Source organism: Brevundimonas sp. GW456-12-10-14-LB3 (genome assembly GCF_059424365.1).
Window position 1 is genome coordinate 1 of sequence record NZ_JBWKZJ010000036.1, and the last position, 15076, is coordinate 15076.

Annotated in this window: 18 protein-coding genes; 6 read left to right on the top strand and 12 right to left on the bottom strand. The window is 68.3% G+C overall.

Features of this window, described 5'->3' with window-relative positions:
• Positions 1-994, top strand: a 994-nt coding sequence (locus AC07XS_RS12930) for a hypothetical protein (RefSeq protein ID WP_182714688.1), incomplete at its 5' end; no start/stop codon positions are given.
• 92 nt (positions 995-1086) lie between these two features.
• Here AC07XS_RS12930 and AC07XS_RS12935 read toward each other — a convergent pair.
• Positions 1087-1296 carry a hypothetical protein gene (locus tag AC07XS_RS12935; RefSeq protein WP_054765077.1) on the bottom strand — a complete coding sequence of 70 codons (210 nt, stop codon included), beginning with the start codon at positions 1294-1296 and terminating at the stop codon, positions 1087-1089.
• Positions 1297-1310: 14 nt separating this feature from the next.
• On the bottom strand, positions 1311-2591 hold the full coding sequence (gene aceA / locus AC07XS_RS12940) for an isocitrate lyase (RefSeq protein WP_054765076.1): 1281 nt from the start codon (positions 2589-2591) through the stop codon (positions 1311-1313).
• 157 nt (positions 2592-2748) lie between these two features.
• On the opposite strand from aceA, the gene AC07XS_RS12945 reads away from it, so the two are divergent.
• Genes AC07XS_RS12945 through AC07XS_RS12955 form a run of 3 tightly spaced genes read left to right on the top strand, consistent with a single transcriptional unit; the run spans position 2749 to position 4847 of the window.
• On the top strand, positions 2749-4194 hold the full coding sequence (locus tag AC07XS_RS12945; RefSeq protein ID WP_182714689.1) for a helix-turn-helix transcriptional regulator: 1446 nt from the start codon (positions 2749-2751) through the stop codon (positions 4192-4194).
• A gap of 36 nt (positions 4195-4230) precedes the next feature.
• Positions 4231-4578 (top strand): hypothetical protein, encoded by a 348-nt coding sequence (locus tag AC07XS_RS12950; RefSeq protein WP_182714690.1) that lies wholly within the window; start codon positions 4231-4233, stop codon positions 4576-4578.
• Positions 4575-4847 carry a type II toxin-antitoxin system RelE/ParE family toxin gene (locus tag AC07XS_RS12955; protein WP_182714691.1) on the top strand — a complete coding sequence of 91 codons (273 nt, stop codon included), beginning with the start codon at positions 4575-4577 and terminating at the stop codon, positions 4845-4847. The genes AC07XS_RS12950 and AC07XS_RS12955 overlap by 4 nt, the downstream gene beginning before the upstream one ends.
• Before the next feature lie 4 nt (positions 4848-4851).
• Here AC07XS_RS12955 and AC07XS_RS12960 read toward each other — a convergent pair whose 3' ends face one another.
• From AC07XS_RS12960 to AC07XS_RS12970, 3 genes are all read right to left on the bottom strand, one after another.
• Positions 4852-5682 (bottom strand): universal stress protein, encoded by an 831-nt coding sequence (locus AC07XS_RS12960; RefSeq protein WP_182714692.1) that lies wholly within the window; start codon positions 5680-5682, stop codon positions 4852-4854.
• 71 nt (positions 5683-5753) lie between these two features.
• A complete protein-coding gene (locus AC07XS_RS12965; RefSeq protein ID WP_182714693.1) occupies positions 5754-7202 on the bottom strand; it encodes a hypothetical protein in 1449 nt (482 codons plus the stop codon).
• A 65-nt stretch (positions 7203-7267) separates the two neighbouring features.
• Positions 7268-8257, bottom strand: coding sequence for a WYL domain-containing protein (locus tag AC07XS_RS12970; protein WP_321208113.1), 990 nt, complete (start codon positions 8255-8257; stop codon positions 7268-7270).
• A gap of 94 nt (positions 8258-8351) precedes the next feature.
• Here AC07XS_RS12970 and AC07XS_RS12975 point away from each other — a divergent pair, with 94 nt between their 5' ends.
• Complete coding sequence (locus AC07XS_RS12975; protein WP_054765069.1) at positions 8352-8591, top strand: hypothetical protein; 240 nt, start codon at positions 8352-8354, stop codon at positions 8589-8591.
• 16 nt (positions 8592-8607) lie between these two features.
• Here the strand turns inward: AC07XS_RS12975 and AC07XS_RS12980 are convergent, their stop codons facing one another.
• A complete protein-coding gene (locus AC07XS_RS12980; RefSeq protein ID WP_182714694.1) occupies positions 8608-9696 on the bottom strand; it encodes an acyltransferase family protein in 1089 nt (362 codons plus the stop codon).
• Between the two features lie 98 nt (positions 9697-9794).
• Between AC07XS_RS12980 and AC07XS_RS12985 the strand changes: the two genes are divergently transcribed.
• A complete protein-coding gene (locus AC07XS_RS12985; protein ID WP_182714695.1) occupies positions 9795-11282 on the top strand; it encodes a sulfotransferase in 1488 nt (495 codons plus the stop codon).
• A gap of 12 nt (positions 11283-11294) precedes the next feature.
• Here AC07XS_RS12985 and AC07XS_RS12990 read toward each other — a convergent pair whose 3' ends face one another.
• From AC07XS_RS12990 to AC07XS_RS13015, 6 genes are all read right to left on the bottom strand, one after another.
• Entirely contained in the window at positions 11295-12716 is a 1422-nt protein-coding gene (locus tag AC07XS_RS12990) for an NAD(P)(+) transhydrogenase (Re/Si-specific) subunit beta (protein ID WP_182714696.1), read from the bottom strand.
• 13 nt (positions 12717-12729) lie between these two features.
• Positions 12730-12996: a hypothetical protein gene (locus AC07XS_RS12995; protein WP_152949763.1), complete on the bottom strand. Its 267-nt coding sequence runs from the start codon at positions 12994-12996 to the stop codon at positions 12730-12732.
• Entirely contained in the window at positions 12993-13328 is a 336-nt protein-coding gene (locus AC07XS_RS13000) for an NAD(P) transhydrogenase subunit alpha part 2 (protein WP_182714697.1), read from the bottom strand. The genes AC07XS_RS12995 and AC07XS_RS13000 overlap by 4 nt, the downstream gene beginning before the upstream one ends.
• Positions 13328-13567, bottom strand: coding sequence for a hypothetical protein (locus AC07XS_RS13005; RefSeq protein WP_182714698.1), 240 nt, complete (start codon positions 13565-13567; stop codon positions 13328-13330). The genes AC07XS_RS13000 and AC07XS_RS13005 overlap by 1 nt, the downstream gene beginning before the upstream one ends.
• Complete coding sequence (locus tag AC07XS_RS13010) at positions 13564-14697, bottom strand: Re/Si-specific NAD(P)(+) transhydrogenase subunit alpha (RefSeq protein WP_182714699.1); 1134 nt, start codon at positions 14695-14697, stop codon at positions 13564-13566. Before AC07XS_RS13010 ends, AC07XS_RS13005 begins: the two co-directional genes overlap by 4 nt.
• A gap of 83 nt (positions 14698-14780) precedes the next feature.
• A complete protein-coding gene (locus tag AC07XS_RS13015; RefSeq protein WP_182714700.1) occupies positions 14781-15053 on the bottom strand; it encodes an aa3-type cytochrome c oxidase subunit IV in 273 nt (90 codons plus the stop codon).
• Positions 15054-15076: the final 23 nt, after the last annotated feature.

A 15076-nucleotide genomic window follows, 5' to 3' on the forward strand; every position in this document is an offset into this window, starting at 1 on the left:
GCCCCCGCCCGTCTCGCTGAACGAGGGCGTGGCCCAGGCCGCCTCCATCTATGTGGCCTTCCTGCGCGAGGCCGAAACCATCCAGCCGGGCGGTTTCACCGACGCCGAGGCGGTTCAGGCCGCCATCCGCAAGGGCGTCGCCTTTGAGCCCGCCCAGCTGTCGCGCGGCCTGATCGCCTATGGCTCGATCATCGCGCTCCAGTCGCCCGAGTTCGTCGCCGGGGTGCGTCAGTTCGCCGTCGATCCGGTCCAGCGCCAGGAGATGGTCGCCCGCATCGTCGCCGATCCGGCCTATGCCGCCACCCTGCCCGGCGCCGATGCGGCCGCCGGCCTGATCTCGGCGACCATCGCCAAGGACGCGGTCGTCATTCGCGGCATCGCCGAGGCGGTCGAGGCCGACGCCTATACGATCCAGGAGCGCAACGACCCGCGCCGCCGCTGGGCCGTCACCCATATCCCCAACCGCGAGGTTCGGCTGGAGACCGCCAAGACCCTGTCGGCGGCGGCCATGCTGCCCTCGGCGGATGAATCGGCCAAACTGTTCGCCGCCGCCAATTCCGGCGCGGGCCTGGAAGGGGTCGAGGCGTCGCGCAAGGCGCCGCCCTATACGCCGCCGGTCGTGCGGTCCCTGGCCATCGCCGCCCTGGCCGCCCTGGGCGCCGCCGGCGAAGAGGCGCGGGCCAACACCGACGCCCTGGTGGTGGAGCCGAACAACGAATTCTGCCTGAACATGTCCAAGCTGATGCTGTTCCAATGCCTGGCGGCTTCGCGCCCCAGCTATGAGGACATGTTCTGCCTGGGCCGCCACATCACCCGCGACCTGGCCACCTGCACCACCCAGGCGGTGCTGAACACCACCATCACCGTCGGCGCCCCGGAAGAGACCGGCACGCCCCCGCCCCCGGCCCAGACGCCGGTGTCCGTCACCCTGACCCCGACGCCGGGCGCCGCCTCGGCCCAGGCGTCCGCGCCCCCGCCGTCGGGCGCCCGCTGAGCCCCCGCAGCCCCAGCCGGTTCGACGCGATAAAAAAGGCCCGCCCCGAGCGATCGGGGCGGGCCTCTTCTCTTTTGCAGGCAGCGCGCGGCCTATTCGTAGCCGTGGGCGGCCTCGTTGATCACCTGGGACGGCATAGACGAGAAGTCCACGGCGATCGGCCTGGCGACCTTGGCCTGATAGGTCCGCAGGACGTGAGTCAGGCGGCGGCGCACCTCGCGTTCGGCCTCGGTCCCGGCGTCGAGCGCCAGGGGCGCCAGGCAAAAGTCGATGATGGCTTCGGTTTGGGTCAGAGGTTCCATGGCGGTTCCCTTTCTTAAGCCGCGTGGGTGAACTGGGCGGTCTCGGTCGAGTCCTTCAGCGCCGTGGTCGAGGACGTGCCATTGGAGATGACCGTGGCGACCTGGTCGAAATAGCCGGTGCCGACTTCGCGCTGGTGGCGGGTGGCGGTGTAGCCGCGCGCCTCATTGGCGAACTCGCGCTGTTGCAGCTCGGAATAGGCCGCCATGCCGTTGTCGCGATAGCCGTCCGCCAGCTCGAACATCGAGTTGTTCAGGGCGTGGAAGCCGGCCAGGGTCACGAACTGGAACTTGTAGCCCATGGCGCCCAGCTCGCGCTGGAACTTGGCGATGGTGGCGTCGTCCAACTTGGCCTTCCAGTTGAAGGAGGGCGAGCAGTTGTAGGCCATCAGCTTGCCCGGATATTTCTTCTGGACGGCTTCCGCGAACTTCTTGGCGTCGTCCAGATCCGGATGCGAGGTCTCCCACCACAGCAGGTCGGCGATGTTGGCGTAGGACAGGCCGCGCGCGATGCAGTGGTCCAGACCCGTGCCTTCCTTCAGGCGGAAGAAGCCCTCTGGCGTGCGGTTGTCGCGGTCGATGAAGGGCTGGTCGCGCTCGTCGATGTCCGAGGTGATCAGCTGCGCGCTTTCGGCGTCGGTGCGGGCGACCGTGATGGTCGGCGTGCCCATGACGTCGGCGGCCAGACGCGCGGCGACCAGATTGCGTTCATGCGCCTGGGTCGGGATCAGCACCTTGCCGCCCAGGTGGCCGCACTTCTTCTCCGAGGCCAGCTGGTCCTCGAAGTGGACGCCGGCGGCGCCCGCCTCGATGAAGGCCTTCATGATCTCGAAGCTGTTCAGCGGCCCGCCGAAGCCGGCCTCGGCGTCAGCGACGATGGGGACGAACCAGTCACGCTTGGCGCCGCCCTCGGCGTGCTCGATCTGATCGGCGCGCTGAAGGGTGCGGTTGATGCGGCGGCACAGTTCCGGCGCGGCGTTGGCCGGGTACAGGGACTGGTCGGGATACATGGCGCCGGCCGTATTGGCGTCGGCCGCGACCTGCCAGCCCGACAGATAGATGGCCTTCAACCCGGCGCGGACCATCTGCATGGCCTGGTTGCCGGTGACGGCGCCCAGGGCGTTGATGAAGGGCTCGTCGTGCAGCAGCTGCCACAGGCGATTGGCGCCCCGCTCGGCCAGGGTGTGGGTGATCGGCACCGAGCCGCGCAGGCGCAGGACGTCTTCGGGCGTATAGGGGCGCTCGATGCCGTCGAAACGGCCGGCGGGCGAAGGAACCAGGTCGGCGAAGGTGGTCATGGTCGAACTCGTCTTCTGAAAGGGCGCGGCCGCAGCCGCCGTCTCAGGGACAAGAACACGTAGAAGTCACGAATGACACAGGATCGCGCCGATCAATGAAGTCAGTTTGTCACATCATGACTTTGCATAGCCAGTCATAGTGTGACATTCTTCAGCCATGGACACCGCCGCCAATCGCAAGCTGTTTCTGGGGGCCCGGCTGAAGCGGCTGAGGCGCGACCTTTCCCTGACCCAGACGGCCATGGCGGCCGACCTGGGGGTTTCCCCCAGCTATCTCAACCACATAGAGCGCAATCAGCGACCGGTGTCGGCCCAGTTGCTGCTGCGTCTGGCCGAAACCTATGACGTCGATCTGCGCAGCCTGAACCAGGGCGGGGCCGTCGATGAGGCGCGGCTGGGCGAAGTCTTGGCCGATCCTCTGTTCAAGGGCTTGGCCCTGCCCCGTCACGAACTGGTGCAGGTGCTGGAAGAGGCGCCGGGCGTGGCCGACGCCCTGCTGCGCCTGTATCGGGCCTTTGACGACGGCCGCGCCAAGGCCCGCGCCGCCGCCGAGACCGGCGAAGGCCTGGTCGAGGCCAGTCCCGCCGAATGGGTGCGCGAATATATCCAGTCGCGCGGCAACCACTTTCCCGAACTGGACCAGATGGGCGAGGCCCTGGCCGAGGTCCTGGCGGCCGAGGCGCCGGCCCATGCCGACGGTTTCGAACCGGCCGCGCGCCAGCGGCTGGCGGCCAAACACGACCTGGGGGTCCGCACCCTGCCGGCCGAGGTCATGGTGGAATGGACCAGGCGCTATGATCTGCACCGCCGCCGTCTGCTGCTGTCCGAGACCCTGGGCCCGTCGTCTCGCGCCTTCGCCATCGCCTATCAGCTGGCCCTGGCCGAGCACGGACAGGCGCTTCACGACATGGTCCAGGCCGCAAACGCCCCGGACGGACCGACGCGCTCCCTGCTGAAGGTGGCCCTGACCAACACCCTGGCCGCCGCGATCCTGATGCCCTACGCCGCCTTCCAGCGGACGGCCGAGGAGACCGGCTATGACCTGGCGCGGCTCCAGGCCCGGTTCGGGGTCAGCTACGAACAGGCGGCGCACCGGCTGACCACCCTGTCGCGGCCGACGGCGCGGGGCGTGCCCTTCTTCCTGATGCGGGTCGATCAGGCGGGCAATATCTCCAAACGCTATGCGGCGGGCGCCTTTCCCTTCTCGCGCTTCGGCGGCGCCTGTCCGCGTTGGCGCCTGCACAGCGCCTTTCGCACGCCGGGCCGGATCATCACCCAGATCATCGAGACGCCCGCCCAGGACGGGAAGGCTGGCGGCCGCTGGTTCACCTTCGCCCGCACCGTCGAACGCCAGGGCCGGGACGGCTATGGCGAGGCCCAAGACCTGGCCGTCGGCCTGGGCTGCGAACTGCGCCATGCGCACCGGCTGGCCTATGCCCACGGCCTGGATCTGGAGCGGCCCGAGGTCACCCCCATCGGCCCCGCCTGCCGCCTGTGTCACCGCCACCCCTGCGCCGAACGCGCCGCCGCCCCCATCGACCGGCCCCTGGCCGTGGACGACTGGGCCAAGTCGGTCAGCCCCTATCCGTTCGCCGCGATGTGAGTTCACAGCTACTCATAGTTGTGAGATGATGCGGATATGGCCGATCACGTCCTGACCCTTCCCCTGACCGAAGAGGCGCTTGAGCGGCTCAAGGCCGCTGCGCGCGCGGCGGGCATGGAGCCGGAAGCCTATGCCGTCGCGGTTCTGGATCGAGCGCTCGCAAGCGGGCGTGACGCCGCTTCCGGCGACTTCGAAGTTCGGGAGACGGACGCCGCCTTCATCATGGACAGCCCAGAGCCTTGGCCTCCGACCACGCCCTATGACACCACCGAGGCCAGACGTCGGCTGGCTGAGTATGACCGCACCGGCAAGTTCGTCGATTTCGAGGACTGGGCGGCGGATTTCGAAGCTGAGATCGAGGCCATGTTGAAGGCCAAGGCTTGAAGATACGGCTGTCGCCCGATGCGATTCAGGATCGCCGACGGGTCATCGGCTTTCTGCGGGGCGTCAATCCAAACGCCGCCCGAAGAGCAGGCCATATCATCACCAGGTCCATAAGCCAGCTGGCGGACACCCCGATGATCGGGATCGACCTGGACGGTCTGCGCCACCTCTACATCCCCTTCGGCGACAGCGGCTATGTGGTCCAGTACCGCGTCGATGCGGACGCCGTCGTCGTCGCCCGCATCTTCCACGCCCGCGAGGACCGCTGAGGCCTCAGTGGCTGAACAGCAGCCAGGACTGGCTGCGGTTCAACAGGGCCTGGGTGACGCCGCCCAGGACCCATTCGCGCATTCGCGAATGCCCCCAGGCGCCGGCGACGATCAGATTGGCGCCCGTCTGTTCGACCAGGGCCAGGATGCGGTCGCCGGCCGGACGTTCGTCGCGGACCTTGGCCTCGCTCTCGGCGACGACGCCGTGCCGACGCAGCCAGGCGGCGACGTCGGCGACGCGGGCGGCGGCCGCTGCAGCGTCGGCCGAAGCGCAGATCTCGACCACCTGGACCTCGCGCGCCTGTTTCAGCAGCGGCAGGGCGGCGGCGACGGCGCGCTGGGCCTCGCGCCCCTCCTTCCAGGCCACCAGGGCGACGCCGTCCACCGGCGCGGCCTGGGCGCGCGGCGGAGCGACCAGGACAGGGCGACCGAGATTCATGATCAGGTCGCCCGCGTCCGGCGCCCGATAGGGCAGACGGCCGGCGTCTCGGCCGATCAGGATCAGGTCCGCCGCACGCGCCTGGTGCCCGACGCAGGCGGCGGGATAGCCGGTTTCGGCCCGCCATTCATGGGCGATGCCGGTGTCCTTCAGGGCGTCCAGAAAGCGGGTCTTGGCGGCGGCCAGCTCCCCGTCCGCCTGATCGCGCCGCAGGGTCAGGATCTCGCCGGCCATGCCGCCGGCGACATAGGCGTCCACCAGGGGCGGCTCCGGCTCGCTGACGGATATGCCGATCAGGGTCGCGTCGAAGACGACCGCGAGATCGCGCGCAAAACCAATCCGGGCGACATTGTCGGCCTCGTCGTCCACATAGACCATCAGGCTCGAATAGGTCATGGCGATGCTCCTTGTTTCCGGAGCCTGGATGCGCCCGCCGGGCCGGTCCCGCCTTGATCCGCGTCAAACCTTCAACTGAGCACCACCCGGCCGTTCTCCAGGCGGAAGGCGACGCCGGTGCGCTGGAACAGGCGGGCGATAACGGCGGGCGGATCGGCGACGCCCTGGTCCAGCAGGGTCGAGATGTCATTGGCCAGGGTGGGGTCGCGCGACAGACGCGTCAGGGCGCCCAGCCATTCGTCACGGCTGAGGATTCCGTCGTCATTGTCCCGCCGCTGGAAGTCCGCCACCACGTCGAAGAAGTCTCCCCCGCCCGCGCGCCGCTCGGCCCCTTCGATGACCAGGCCGAACACTGCGCCGCAGGCGTAATAGGCGCGGTTGTCGCCCCGATCGCCCGCCGAGGCCAGGGGCCTGCCCGCCGCCAGCCGAACGCAGTCGTCCACCTCGCGCTGAAGCTCGGCCCGATCGTCATAGACGGGGTCGATGGCCTTCAGGGCGCGCACGGCCATCAGGTCGGCGCCGCCCTCGGTGATCCAGGCTTCGCGGGCGTACTGATACCTGAGCCCCTGCGAGCCCAGCCAGAAATGCGCCGCCTCATGGCCGATGAACCAGCGGGCGCGGGCCAGGGCCTGGGCGTCGGGGTCCAGCACCCCCTCGCCTTCAAAATTCATCGAGATCAGACCCGGCAGGACGCTGCCGCCCATGCTGGACAGGGATTTGGTCGGGCCGGTCCAGCTGACCATCAGGGTCGGGGGCTCGCCCTGGGCCGGGCCCAGACGGCGGGCGTAATAGGCCATGACCTGGGGCGTGAAACCGGCCAGTTGGTCGCCCAGCCAGCGCGGCAGACCAGGGTCGATGACGGTGGTGATCCCGTCGCCCCGGCGCGTCGTGGCGTCGCCGAACAGGACATAGGTCTGGGCGTCCACGGCGGTCGCCTCCGGCTTGCGCTCGCCCTTGAACAGGATCGGCCCGGACCGGTCGCGCCAGGTCACGGCCGCCGGGCCGCCCGGCACCTCGACGCCGTTCAGATCGCGCGGCAGGGCGCGGGCGGCGGCGACGGACTCCAGCGGAATGACGTCGAACTGGCCGGAAAACAGCGCCACCGTGCCGTCCGAAAAGACGAGAGCCGGATCATATTCGGCCTCAAGATCGCCGGGGCGCGGCGTCATGACTATGCGCACGTCGCGCGGCACAGGACCGCCGTCGGTCGAGCGCAGCACGTCATAGTCCCCCACCCGCTCCAGCACGACGCCCGGCGTCTCCACCCGCCACCAGTCCGGCCGCCAGGGCCGGCGGCTCTCGCGCAGCAGGGCCGACCGGAAGAAGGCCCAGACCGGCGCGTCGCGGTCCAGCACATAGTCGGCGGTCCACCGGTCACCGTCGCGCTGGACGGTGACGGCCACGCGGCCGTCCTCGGCCGTGACCGGACCTTGAACCGCAACGACGGCGGGCGAGGCGCAGGCTGTGACGGCCGAAAGTCCGATCAAGCCTGCACAGATGAGGGCCGTCTTCAAACGCATGAAGCTCTCCGATAGGTCATGGCGGCCATAGCGACGGCCGGCGACAGCGTCACCTTAAGCCTTGTTCATCTGCGGGCCGCGTCCAGAGCGCGTTCGGCCGCCGCCAGTTCCCCGGCCATGACCGCCTTCAGCCGTTCGGGCGCCAGGATCACCGCCTGTTCGCCCCAGGTGAACAGGTGCCAGGCCAGTTCGCGCATGCCGGACGCCCGGAAGCGCACCACGACGCTTCCGTCCGGCTGGTCCTCGAACGTCTGGGTCGGGTGCCAGCGCCAGCCCCTGGCCTCGGCCGCGCCTTGCGGGGCGATGCGCAGGACCACGTCCTCGATCTCGTCCTGATAGATGCCGAAGGACTGGCTGGCGAAGACGCCCAGGTCGAAATCGGGCGGCGGGATCGCCACCCCGTCCTGAGCGGCGACATGGCTCATCCGGTCCAGACGGAAGGTCTGGATGCGGCCGGTCTCGCGGTCGGCGGCGACCAGATAGTTGGCGCGGCCGAACATGACGCCGCAGGGGGCGACGCTGCGGCGGCGCGGCTCGGCGCCCGGCCGGGAATAGGTAAAGCCCAGCGGCTGTTGGGCCAATATGGCCCCGCGAATGGCGGTCAGCATGGCCTCGTCAGCCGAGGGACGCGGCCCGGCCTGGACGGCGATGGTCTCGGCCCGGACCAGGGCCTCCAGGTCCGGCGCCATCCGGTTCAAGGTGGTGGAGCGCATCGCCGCTTTGAGTTTCCGTTCGAGCGCCTCCAGCGCCGCCGCCCGCGCCGGTTCGCCTGCCGCGCGCAAGGCCGTCGCCGCCTTGGTCAGCTCCAGCATCTCGGTCGCGGTCGGCGCCTGTTCGAAGGCCGACAGGCCGCCGCGAATGCGCCAGCGTTTCGACGGCGGGTCCGACACCTCCTCCACCGTCGGGAACAGCATGAAGACGGCGTCGCGCATCCGCTCGGCCGTGCGGCGGCTGACGCCCATGTCGCGCGCCATCTCGTCCAGGCTCAGGCCCTCGGCGCTGGCGGCCAGGCGCCGCGCCAGGTCGATCACCATGGCCGCCTTGTCGTGTCTCACCGTCGCCCTCGAAAATGATACGTCCGTTTCTGACGCATCAGTGCGCCATAACACAATCATCGACAAGAGGCCGACCGCTTCAGGAGATCATCAGATGGCTCAGTTCCAACCGACCGCCCCCCTGGCCCACAAGGCCGTCAACGCCAACCGCTACATCATCGTGCCGTGCGAGGCCGACGGATCGTCGGACCTGGCCGTCATCTGGGATCGGCTGGAGGAGCAGGTGGTGGACGTCATCTCCGCCGCCGCCAGCAGCCGCTATTCGGACGAGGACATGCTGTGGGACGAGGCCCGGTCGGAATGGGACGCCCCGGAATGGCGGATGGCGGCCTGATCTCAGGCCGGCTTCATCAGGCGGCTTTCGGCTTGGTCCAGCGATCAATCAGCCGCTGGGCCGGGCGTTCGACGTGATTGTGCGCCACCACCGCGACCCCGACGATGAGGCCGAACAGGCCGAGCGCGAACAGGTCGTTCAGCCAGACCGAGCCGAAATCGACACGCCGCCCGCCGGGCATCCAGTCCAGCTTGCGCGCGATGATCAGCATCACGGTCAGGATGAACATATGGACCATGTAGATGGAGAAGGACCATCGACCCAGCGTGACCAGGGCGGGATGATCCAGCAGGCGCGACACCCGCCCCTCCTCGCCCGCAAAGACCCAGACCAGGACGACGAAGACCAGGGTGACGGCGACCGTCACCGGTCCTTCGGCCCAGGCGACGAACAGACAGACGACGGCGACGGCGGCGATCTCCAGCCCCGTGGCGGCCAGCCCCTTCAAGCGGGGGATGTTCGTCCATAGGCCCTGCAGCAGACAGCCCAGGAAGAAGCCGTAAACCGCGCGAGGCACGGCGAAGTCATAGGTGGTGTTCATCCAGCGCCGGGCGTAGCTGACCACCAGAACCCCGCCGATAATCGCCAGAACCAGCCCGATCCAGCGGAACCGCCGGGGCGCGACCAGCACCAGGCCGGCGAAGATCAGATAGCAGGCCCATTCGGCGCTGAGCGTCCACGACGGCCCGTTCCAGGTCAGATAGGGATGGACATGCCAGGCCTGAACCAGGGCCAGATTGGTGAAGATCGCCCCCACCGACCGATCGCGTGTGAAGGGCTCGGCCCCATCGAAGTGGAAGACCAGCCGCGCCACCTCCAGCCCGATGAAGGCGGCCAGCATCAGCACATGCATCGGCCAGATCCGCCCGAACCGCCGCACCATGAACCGGCCCGCGTCCTGCGCCGTCTTCAGCCGCTCGGCATAGGCGTGGGCGATGACGAAGCCCGACAGGACGAAGAAATAATCGACGAACAGATAGGCGTGCTGGATGAAGTCCCAGGTCCGCCAATGGCTGGCCACGGGCATGTGGAACATCACCACCAGGACGGCGCACACCCCGCGCAGGGAATCCAGGGCTTCGAACCGTGTCGTCTTAAAACTCATTTCCCGCCCATAGCGCCACTCGGCGGCCTGGGATAGGTGAAGTTTATCGCCGGCTTTGACCGGAGCGACGGACGACTAACCGGGGGCTGGGAGAAGAGGTGACGGCGGCGAAGAACCGGGCGACTCAATGGGTCAATCAGGCGCTTGAAGCCTTCAAGGCGCGGGACCGGGACGCCTGCGCCGCACTGTTGATTCAGGCCGTTCAGTCCGACGCCCCTCTGGGCCAGGGGTGGGGCGCCGTTTCGCGGCTGGCTTCCATGATCGGCGAGGCCGAGGCGGCCCTGGTCGCCGCGCGCCGCTTCGCCGCCGTCGATCCCGCTCAGCCTGGACCCTGGCTGGCGCTGGGGCAGATGCTGGCGCATCATGGACGTTTGGCGGAAGCCCAGGCGGTGGGCGTCCGCCTGACTGAGACGCGCGGCGGCGATCCGGCCGCCTGGCATTTCCTGGGAACCTGCCGGGCGCAGCTGGGCGACGCGGAACAGTCGATGTTGGATCTTCGGCGCGCCGTGGCCCTGGCCACGTCGGCCGCCGCGAGCGCCGCGTCCTGGCATGCGATCGCAGAGGCCAAGACCTTCCAGGCCGACGATCCGGATTTCGAAGCCCTGGTCGCCCTCACCGAGGCCATACCGAGACGCAAGGAGACCGATGAGGCGCGCAGCACCGCCTTCTACGCCCTGGGCAAGGCCTTGCACGACCGGGGCGAGACCGATCAGGCCTTCGCCGCCTATGCCAAGGCCGCCGCAATCCTAAGGCCTCTCCGCCCCTATGATGCGGACGCCACCGACCGGTTCGTCGAAACGGTGGTCTCAGGCTGGACGGCTGATTTTCACGCGCGCCTGCCGGACGGGCTGGACGACGACGGCCGACCGATCTTCGTCCTGGGTCTGCCGCGATCAGGCACCACCCTGGTCGAACAGATCCTGGTCAGCCACGAGGCGGTCAGGGACGGAGCGGAGTTGAACCTGTTCAGCGTCGCCGCCATGCCCGTTCGCGGCTTCACGCCCGAGGCCGTCGGCGGCTTCATCCAGGCCCGGGGGACGGCGGGTCTGGCCGGGGTCGGTCGCGCCTATCGCCGCCTGTTGGACCAGCGGTTCGGCCCAGACGGCCGGGTGGTGGACAAGACCCTGAACCACAGCCGCTACCTGGGCCTGATCGCAAAGGTCCTGCCCCAGGCGCGCTTCATCTGGCTGCGTCGCAGCCCCGGCGCTGTCGCCTGGTCCTGCCTGCGCACCCGGTTCGCCGGAGGGGTGGACTGGAGCCTTTCCCTGGGCGACATGGGTCGGTATTTCGTCGGCGAGGATCGGCTGTACGCACATTGGACGGCGGTTCTGGGGGATCGCATCCTGACCGTCCCCTATGAAGACCTCGTCGTCGATGCCGAGCCTTGGATCGCGCGGATCTTGGAGCACGCGGGCCTGCCGCTCCGCCCCGGTCTCAAGGATTTTCATCTGACGAAACGCGCCGTGACGACCGCCAGCTTCGCCCAGGTTCGTCGGCCGCTCTATACGACCTCGCGTGAAGCGTGGCGGCGATACCAGAGCCATTTGCAACCGGTGTTCGACGCCTATGGCCAGGCGCCGCACTGAGCGGCCGGGCGCTCAAAGCCCCTTCACGATCCCCTCAACCATCTTCTTGGCGTCCGCGAACAGCATCATGGTGTTGTCGCGGAAGAAGAGCTCGTTCTCGACGCCGGCATAGCCTGAGCCCATGCCGCGCTTGATGAACAGCACGGTCCCTGCCTTCTCCACGTCCAGGATCGGCATGCCGAAGATGGGCGACTGGGGGTCGGTCTTGGCGGCGGGGTTGGTGACGTCGTTCGCGCCGATGACGAAGGCGACGTCGGCGGTGGCGAATTCGGCGTTGATGTCCTCCAGCTCGAACACCTCGTCATAGGGGACGTTGGCCTCGGCCAGCAGGACGTTCATATGGCCCGGCATGCGGCCGGCGACGGGGTGAATGGCGTATTTCACCTCGACCCCTTCTTCCTTCAGCTTGTCGGCCATTTCGCGCAGGGCGTGCTGGGCCTGGGCCACGGCCATGCCGTAGCCGGGCACGATGATGACCTTGGACGCATTCTTCATGATGAAGGCGGCGTCCTCGGCCGAGCCCTGTTTGACCGGCCGCGTCTCCCTGGCCCCGCCCGCGCCGGCCGCCGCCGCATCCCCGCCGAAACCGCCCAGGATGACGCTGACGAAGCTGCGATTCATGCCCTTGCACATGATGTAGCTCAGGATCGCGCCGGAACTGCCGACCAGGGCGCCGGTAATGATCAGGGCGATGTTCTCCAGGGTGAAGCCCAGGGCCGCCGCCGCCCAGCCGGAGTAGGAGTTCAGCATCGACACCACCACGGGCATGTCGGCGCCGCCGATGGGGATGATCAGGGTCGCGCCCAGCACCAGGCTGAGGATGAAGACGCCCCAGAAGGCCCAGACGGCCGAGCCGCCCGTGCCGATCAGAATCCCGATCAGGAAGACCAGGGCCAGGCCCAGGCCGACGTTGATCAGGTGCCGCGCCGGCAGCAGGATCGGCGCGCCCGACATGTTGCCGTTCAGCTTGGCGAAGGCGATGACCGAACCGGTGAAGGTGATGGCGCCGATGGCGACGCCCAGGCTGAGCTCGACGATCGACAGGGTTTTGATGCCCGTCCCGTCCTCGGACAGGATTCCGAAGGCTTCGGGCGCATAGACGGCGCCGATGGCGACCAGGCAGGCGGCCATGCCGACCAGGCTGTGGAAGGCGGCGACCAGCTGGGGCATGTCGGTCATGGCGACGCGCCGGGCGATCAGGGCGCCGATCCCGCCGCCGACCACGACCCCGCCCGCGATCAGCCCCAGGGTCAGGGGGTCCAAGGCCCGCGTGGCGCCGAGGGTCAGCAGGGTCACGCCGATGGCCAGCGCCATGCCGATCATGCCGAAGGTATTGCCCTGGCGGCTGGTCTCGGGGCTGGACAGGCCGCGCAGAGACAGGATGAACAGAACGCCGGAAACCAGGTAGGCCAGCGCGGCCAAGGATGCGTTCATCACGCCCCTCCCCTCAAGACGTGCGCGCCAGCCGCCACAGGGCGGCGGCGATGAACAGGGGGCCGATGAAGAACAGGGCCCATTCGAAAACGCCCAGCTGCCGGTCCTGGGTCACGACCCGGACCAGAATGGCCGAAAACACCAGGGCGATGCCGCAGTCGTGCAGCCGCTGGCGTTTGATCGGGATCTTGGTCCCGAACCAGCCGTACAGCCACAGGCCGAAACCGACGCCGGTGGCGATCCAGGAGCCGGTTATGGCGATCTGGGCGGGGTCGATCATGCCGCGCCCTTCTGAGCCGGCCGCTCCTTCTTCTTGTACATGGCCAGCATCCGCCGGGTGACCATGAAGCCGCCGAAGATGTTGACGCTGGCCAGGGTCACGGCCGCCACGCCCGCGCCCTTGGCGATCCAGGCGCTGGGGCCGGTCGCATCGCCCGACACGGCCGCCGCCGCAATCAGGCCGCCGACGATGATGACGCTGGACACCGCATTGGTCACGGCCATCAGCGGCGTGTGCAGGGCCGGCGTCACGCTCCAGACGACATAATAGCCGACGAAGATGGCCAGGACGAAGATGGCCAGGCGAAAGACGGTGGGATCGACGTGTTCCATCAAGCGCCTCTATTTTCAATGCGTTCGTCAATGCTGAGCGCAACGAGAAGAACGCCTGCTATCGCCATATTGACGAGGATCGCGGGAACTTCGTTCAGCACGCCCAGGATCAAGGTCCCCTGCGAAAATCCACGCGATACGCCGAGGCTCATGACCAAGCCCGAGTGAAACACCGGTCCTGCCAGCAGTACGAGGAGGGCGAACTTCCTCAAAACGTTTCTGGCTTTGACGGTAATCATCCCCTCACCCCCTCATGCACTACGGCCCCGCCGTGCGTCACAACGGCCGCCTTCAGAATCTCGTCCTCAAGATCGACCGCCAGCCCCCCGTCCTTGACCATCAGCCCCACAAAGGCCGTCAGATTGCGGGCGTACAGGGCGCTGGCGTCGGCGGCGATGCGGCCGGGCAGGTTGGACCAGCCGACGATGGTGACGCCGTTCGCGGTGGTCACGACCTCGTTGAGCTTCGAGCCCTCGACGTTTCCGCCCGCCTCGACCGCCAGATCGACGATGACCGAGCCCGGCTTCATCGAGGCCACATGGGCCGCCGTCAGCAGCCGCGGCGCCGGGCGGCCGGGGATCAGGGCGGTGGTGATCACCACATCCTGTTTGACGATGTGAGATGCGGTCAGTTCGGCCTGTTTGGCCTGATACTCCGCCGACATCTCCTTGGCGTAGCCGCCGGCGGTCTGGGCGTTCTTGAACTCCTCGTCCTCGACGGCCAGGAATTTGGCGCCCAGGCTCTCGACCTGTTCCTTGGTGGCGGGGCGGACGTCGGTGGCGGTGACGACGGCGCCCAGCCGCCGCGCCGTGGCGATGGCCTGAAGCCCGGCGACGCCGACGCCCATGACGAAACATTTGGCGGCGGCGACCGTGCCGGCCGCCGTCATCATCATCGGGAAACCCTTGCCATAGGCGTAGGCCGCCTCGATCACCGCCCGGTATCCGGCCAGATTGGCCTGGGACGACAGGACGTCCATCACCTGGGCGCGAGTGATGCGAGGCACGAACTCCATGGCGAAGGCGGTGGCGTTCGCCCCCTTCAGGGCCTCGACCGTGGCCTTGTCGCGCCAGGCGTCCAGCATGGCGACCACGATGGCGCCGGGCTTCAGGGCGCTGGTCTCCTGGGCCGTGGGGCCGCGGACCTTCAGCACGATGTCGGCGCCGTCCAGCACGGCGCGGGTGTCGGGCTTCACCGTCGCGCCGGCGGCGGCGTAGTCGGCGTCGGGAATGGACGAGCCCAGTCCGGTCCCTGCCTCGACCGAGACGGCGGCGCCGAGCGCGATCAGCTTCTTCACCGTTTCAGGCGTGACGGCGCAGCGCGTCTCGCCTTCGCGACGTTCACGGGTGGCGGCGATAACGACGGCCAAGCGAATCCCCTCTCATTGAAGCTGGGAGACGAGCCTAGGCCGGTTCCACCGACGCCGTCAAAGACCCGTGTCGGGCGAACGGATCAGTGGCCTGCGCCGCCCTTGGGCTTGAGAGCCCAAAAGCCGACGACGGCCAGGGCCGCAGCCCCTATGAAGCCCGCGACGAAGGTTCCGCCCGGATGGAACCACAGGGTCAGGAACACGAGCACGCAGGCCACGGCCAGGGCGCCCCATTTGGTCAGGCCCATGAACAGGTGGAAGGTCGAGACCTGTTCATTGATCTGCATCCCGCCTCGGACATAGGCGCTCGCATCGGCGTCGGCCTGGGCGGTGGCGGGGTTTTTGGCCTTGGCCATGAGAGCTCCCTCGGTCTTGTCGT

What these genes read in the sequence shown, in the direction of transcription:
- AC07XS_RS12935 (WP_054765077.1), bottom strand. Translation starts at nt 1,296, where the DNA reads ATGGAACCTCTGACCCAAACCGAAGCCATCATCGACTTTTGCCTGGCG.
- aceA (WP_054765076.1), bottom strand. Translation starts at nt 2,591, where the DNA reads ATGACCACCTTCGCCGACCTGGTTCCTTCGCCCGCCGGCCGTTTCGAC.
- AC07XS_RS12945 (WP_182714689.1), top strand. Translation starts at nt 2,749, where the DNA reads ATGGACACCGCCGCCAATCGCAAGCTGTTTCTGGGGGCCCGGCTGAAG.
- AC07XS_RS12950 (WP_182714690.1), top strand. Translation starts at nt 4,231, where the DNA reads ATGGCCGATCACGTCCTGACCCTTCCCCTGACCGAAGAGGCGCTTGAG.
- AC07XS_RS12960 (WP_182714692.1), bottom strand. Translation starts at nt 5,682, where the DNA reads ATGACCTATTCGAGCCTGATGGTCTATGTGGACGACGAGGCCGACAAT.
- AC07XS_RS12965 (WP_182714693.1), bottom strand. Translation starts at nt 7,202, where the DNA reads ATGCGTTTGAAGACGGCCCTCATCTGTGCAGGCTTGATCGGACTTTCG.
- AC07XS_RS12975 (WP_054765069.1), top strand. Translation starts at nt 8,352, where the DNA reads ATGGCTCAGTTCCAACCGACCGCCCCCCTGGCCCACAAGGCCGTCAAC.
- AC07XS_RS12980 (WP_182714694.1), bottom strand. Translation starts at nt 9,696, where the DNA reads ATGAGTTTTAAGACGACACGGTTCGAAGCCCTGGATTCCCTGCGCGGG.
- AC07XS_RS12990 (WP_182714696.1), bottom strand. Translation starts at nt 12,716, where the DNA reads ATGAACGCATCCTTGGCCGCGCTGGCCTACCTGGTTTCCGGCGTTCTG.
- AC07XS_RS12995 (WP_152949763.1), bottom strand. Translation starts at nt 12,996, where the DNA reads ATGATCGACCCCGCCCAGATCGCCATAACCGGCTCCTGGATCGCCACC.
- AC07XS_RS13000 (WP_182714697.1), bottom strand. Translation starts at nt 13,328, where the DNA reads ATGGAACACGTCGATCCCACCGTCTTTCGCCTGGCCATCTTCGTCCTG.
- AC07XS_RS13005 (WP_182714698.1), bottom strand. Translation starts at nt 13,567, where the DNA reads ATGATTACCGTCAAAGCCAGAAACGTTTTGAGGAAGTTCGCCCTCCTC.
- AC07XS_RS13015 (WP_182714700.1), bottom strand. Translation starts at nt 15,053, where the DNA reads ATGGCCAAGGCCAAAAACCCCGCCACCGCCCAGGCCGACGCCGATGCG.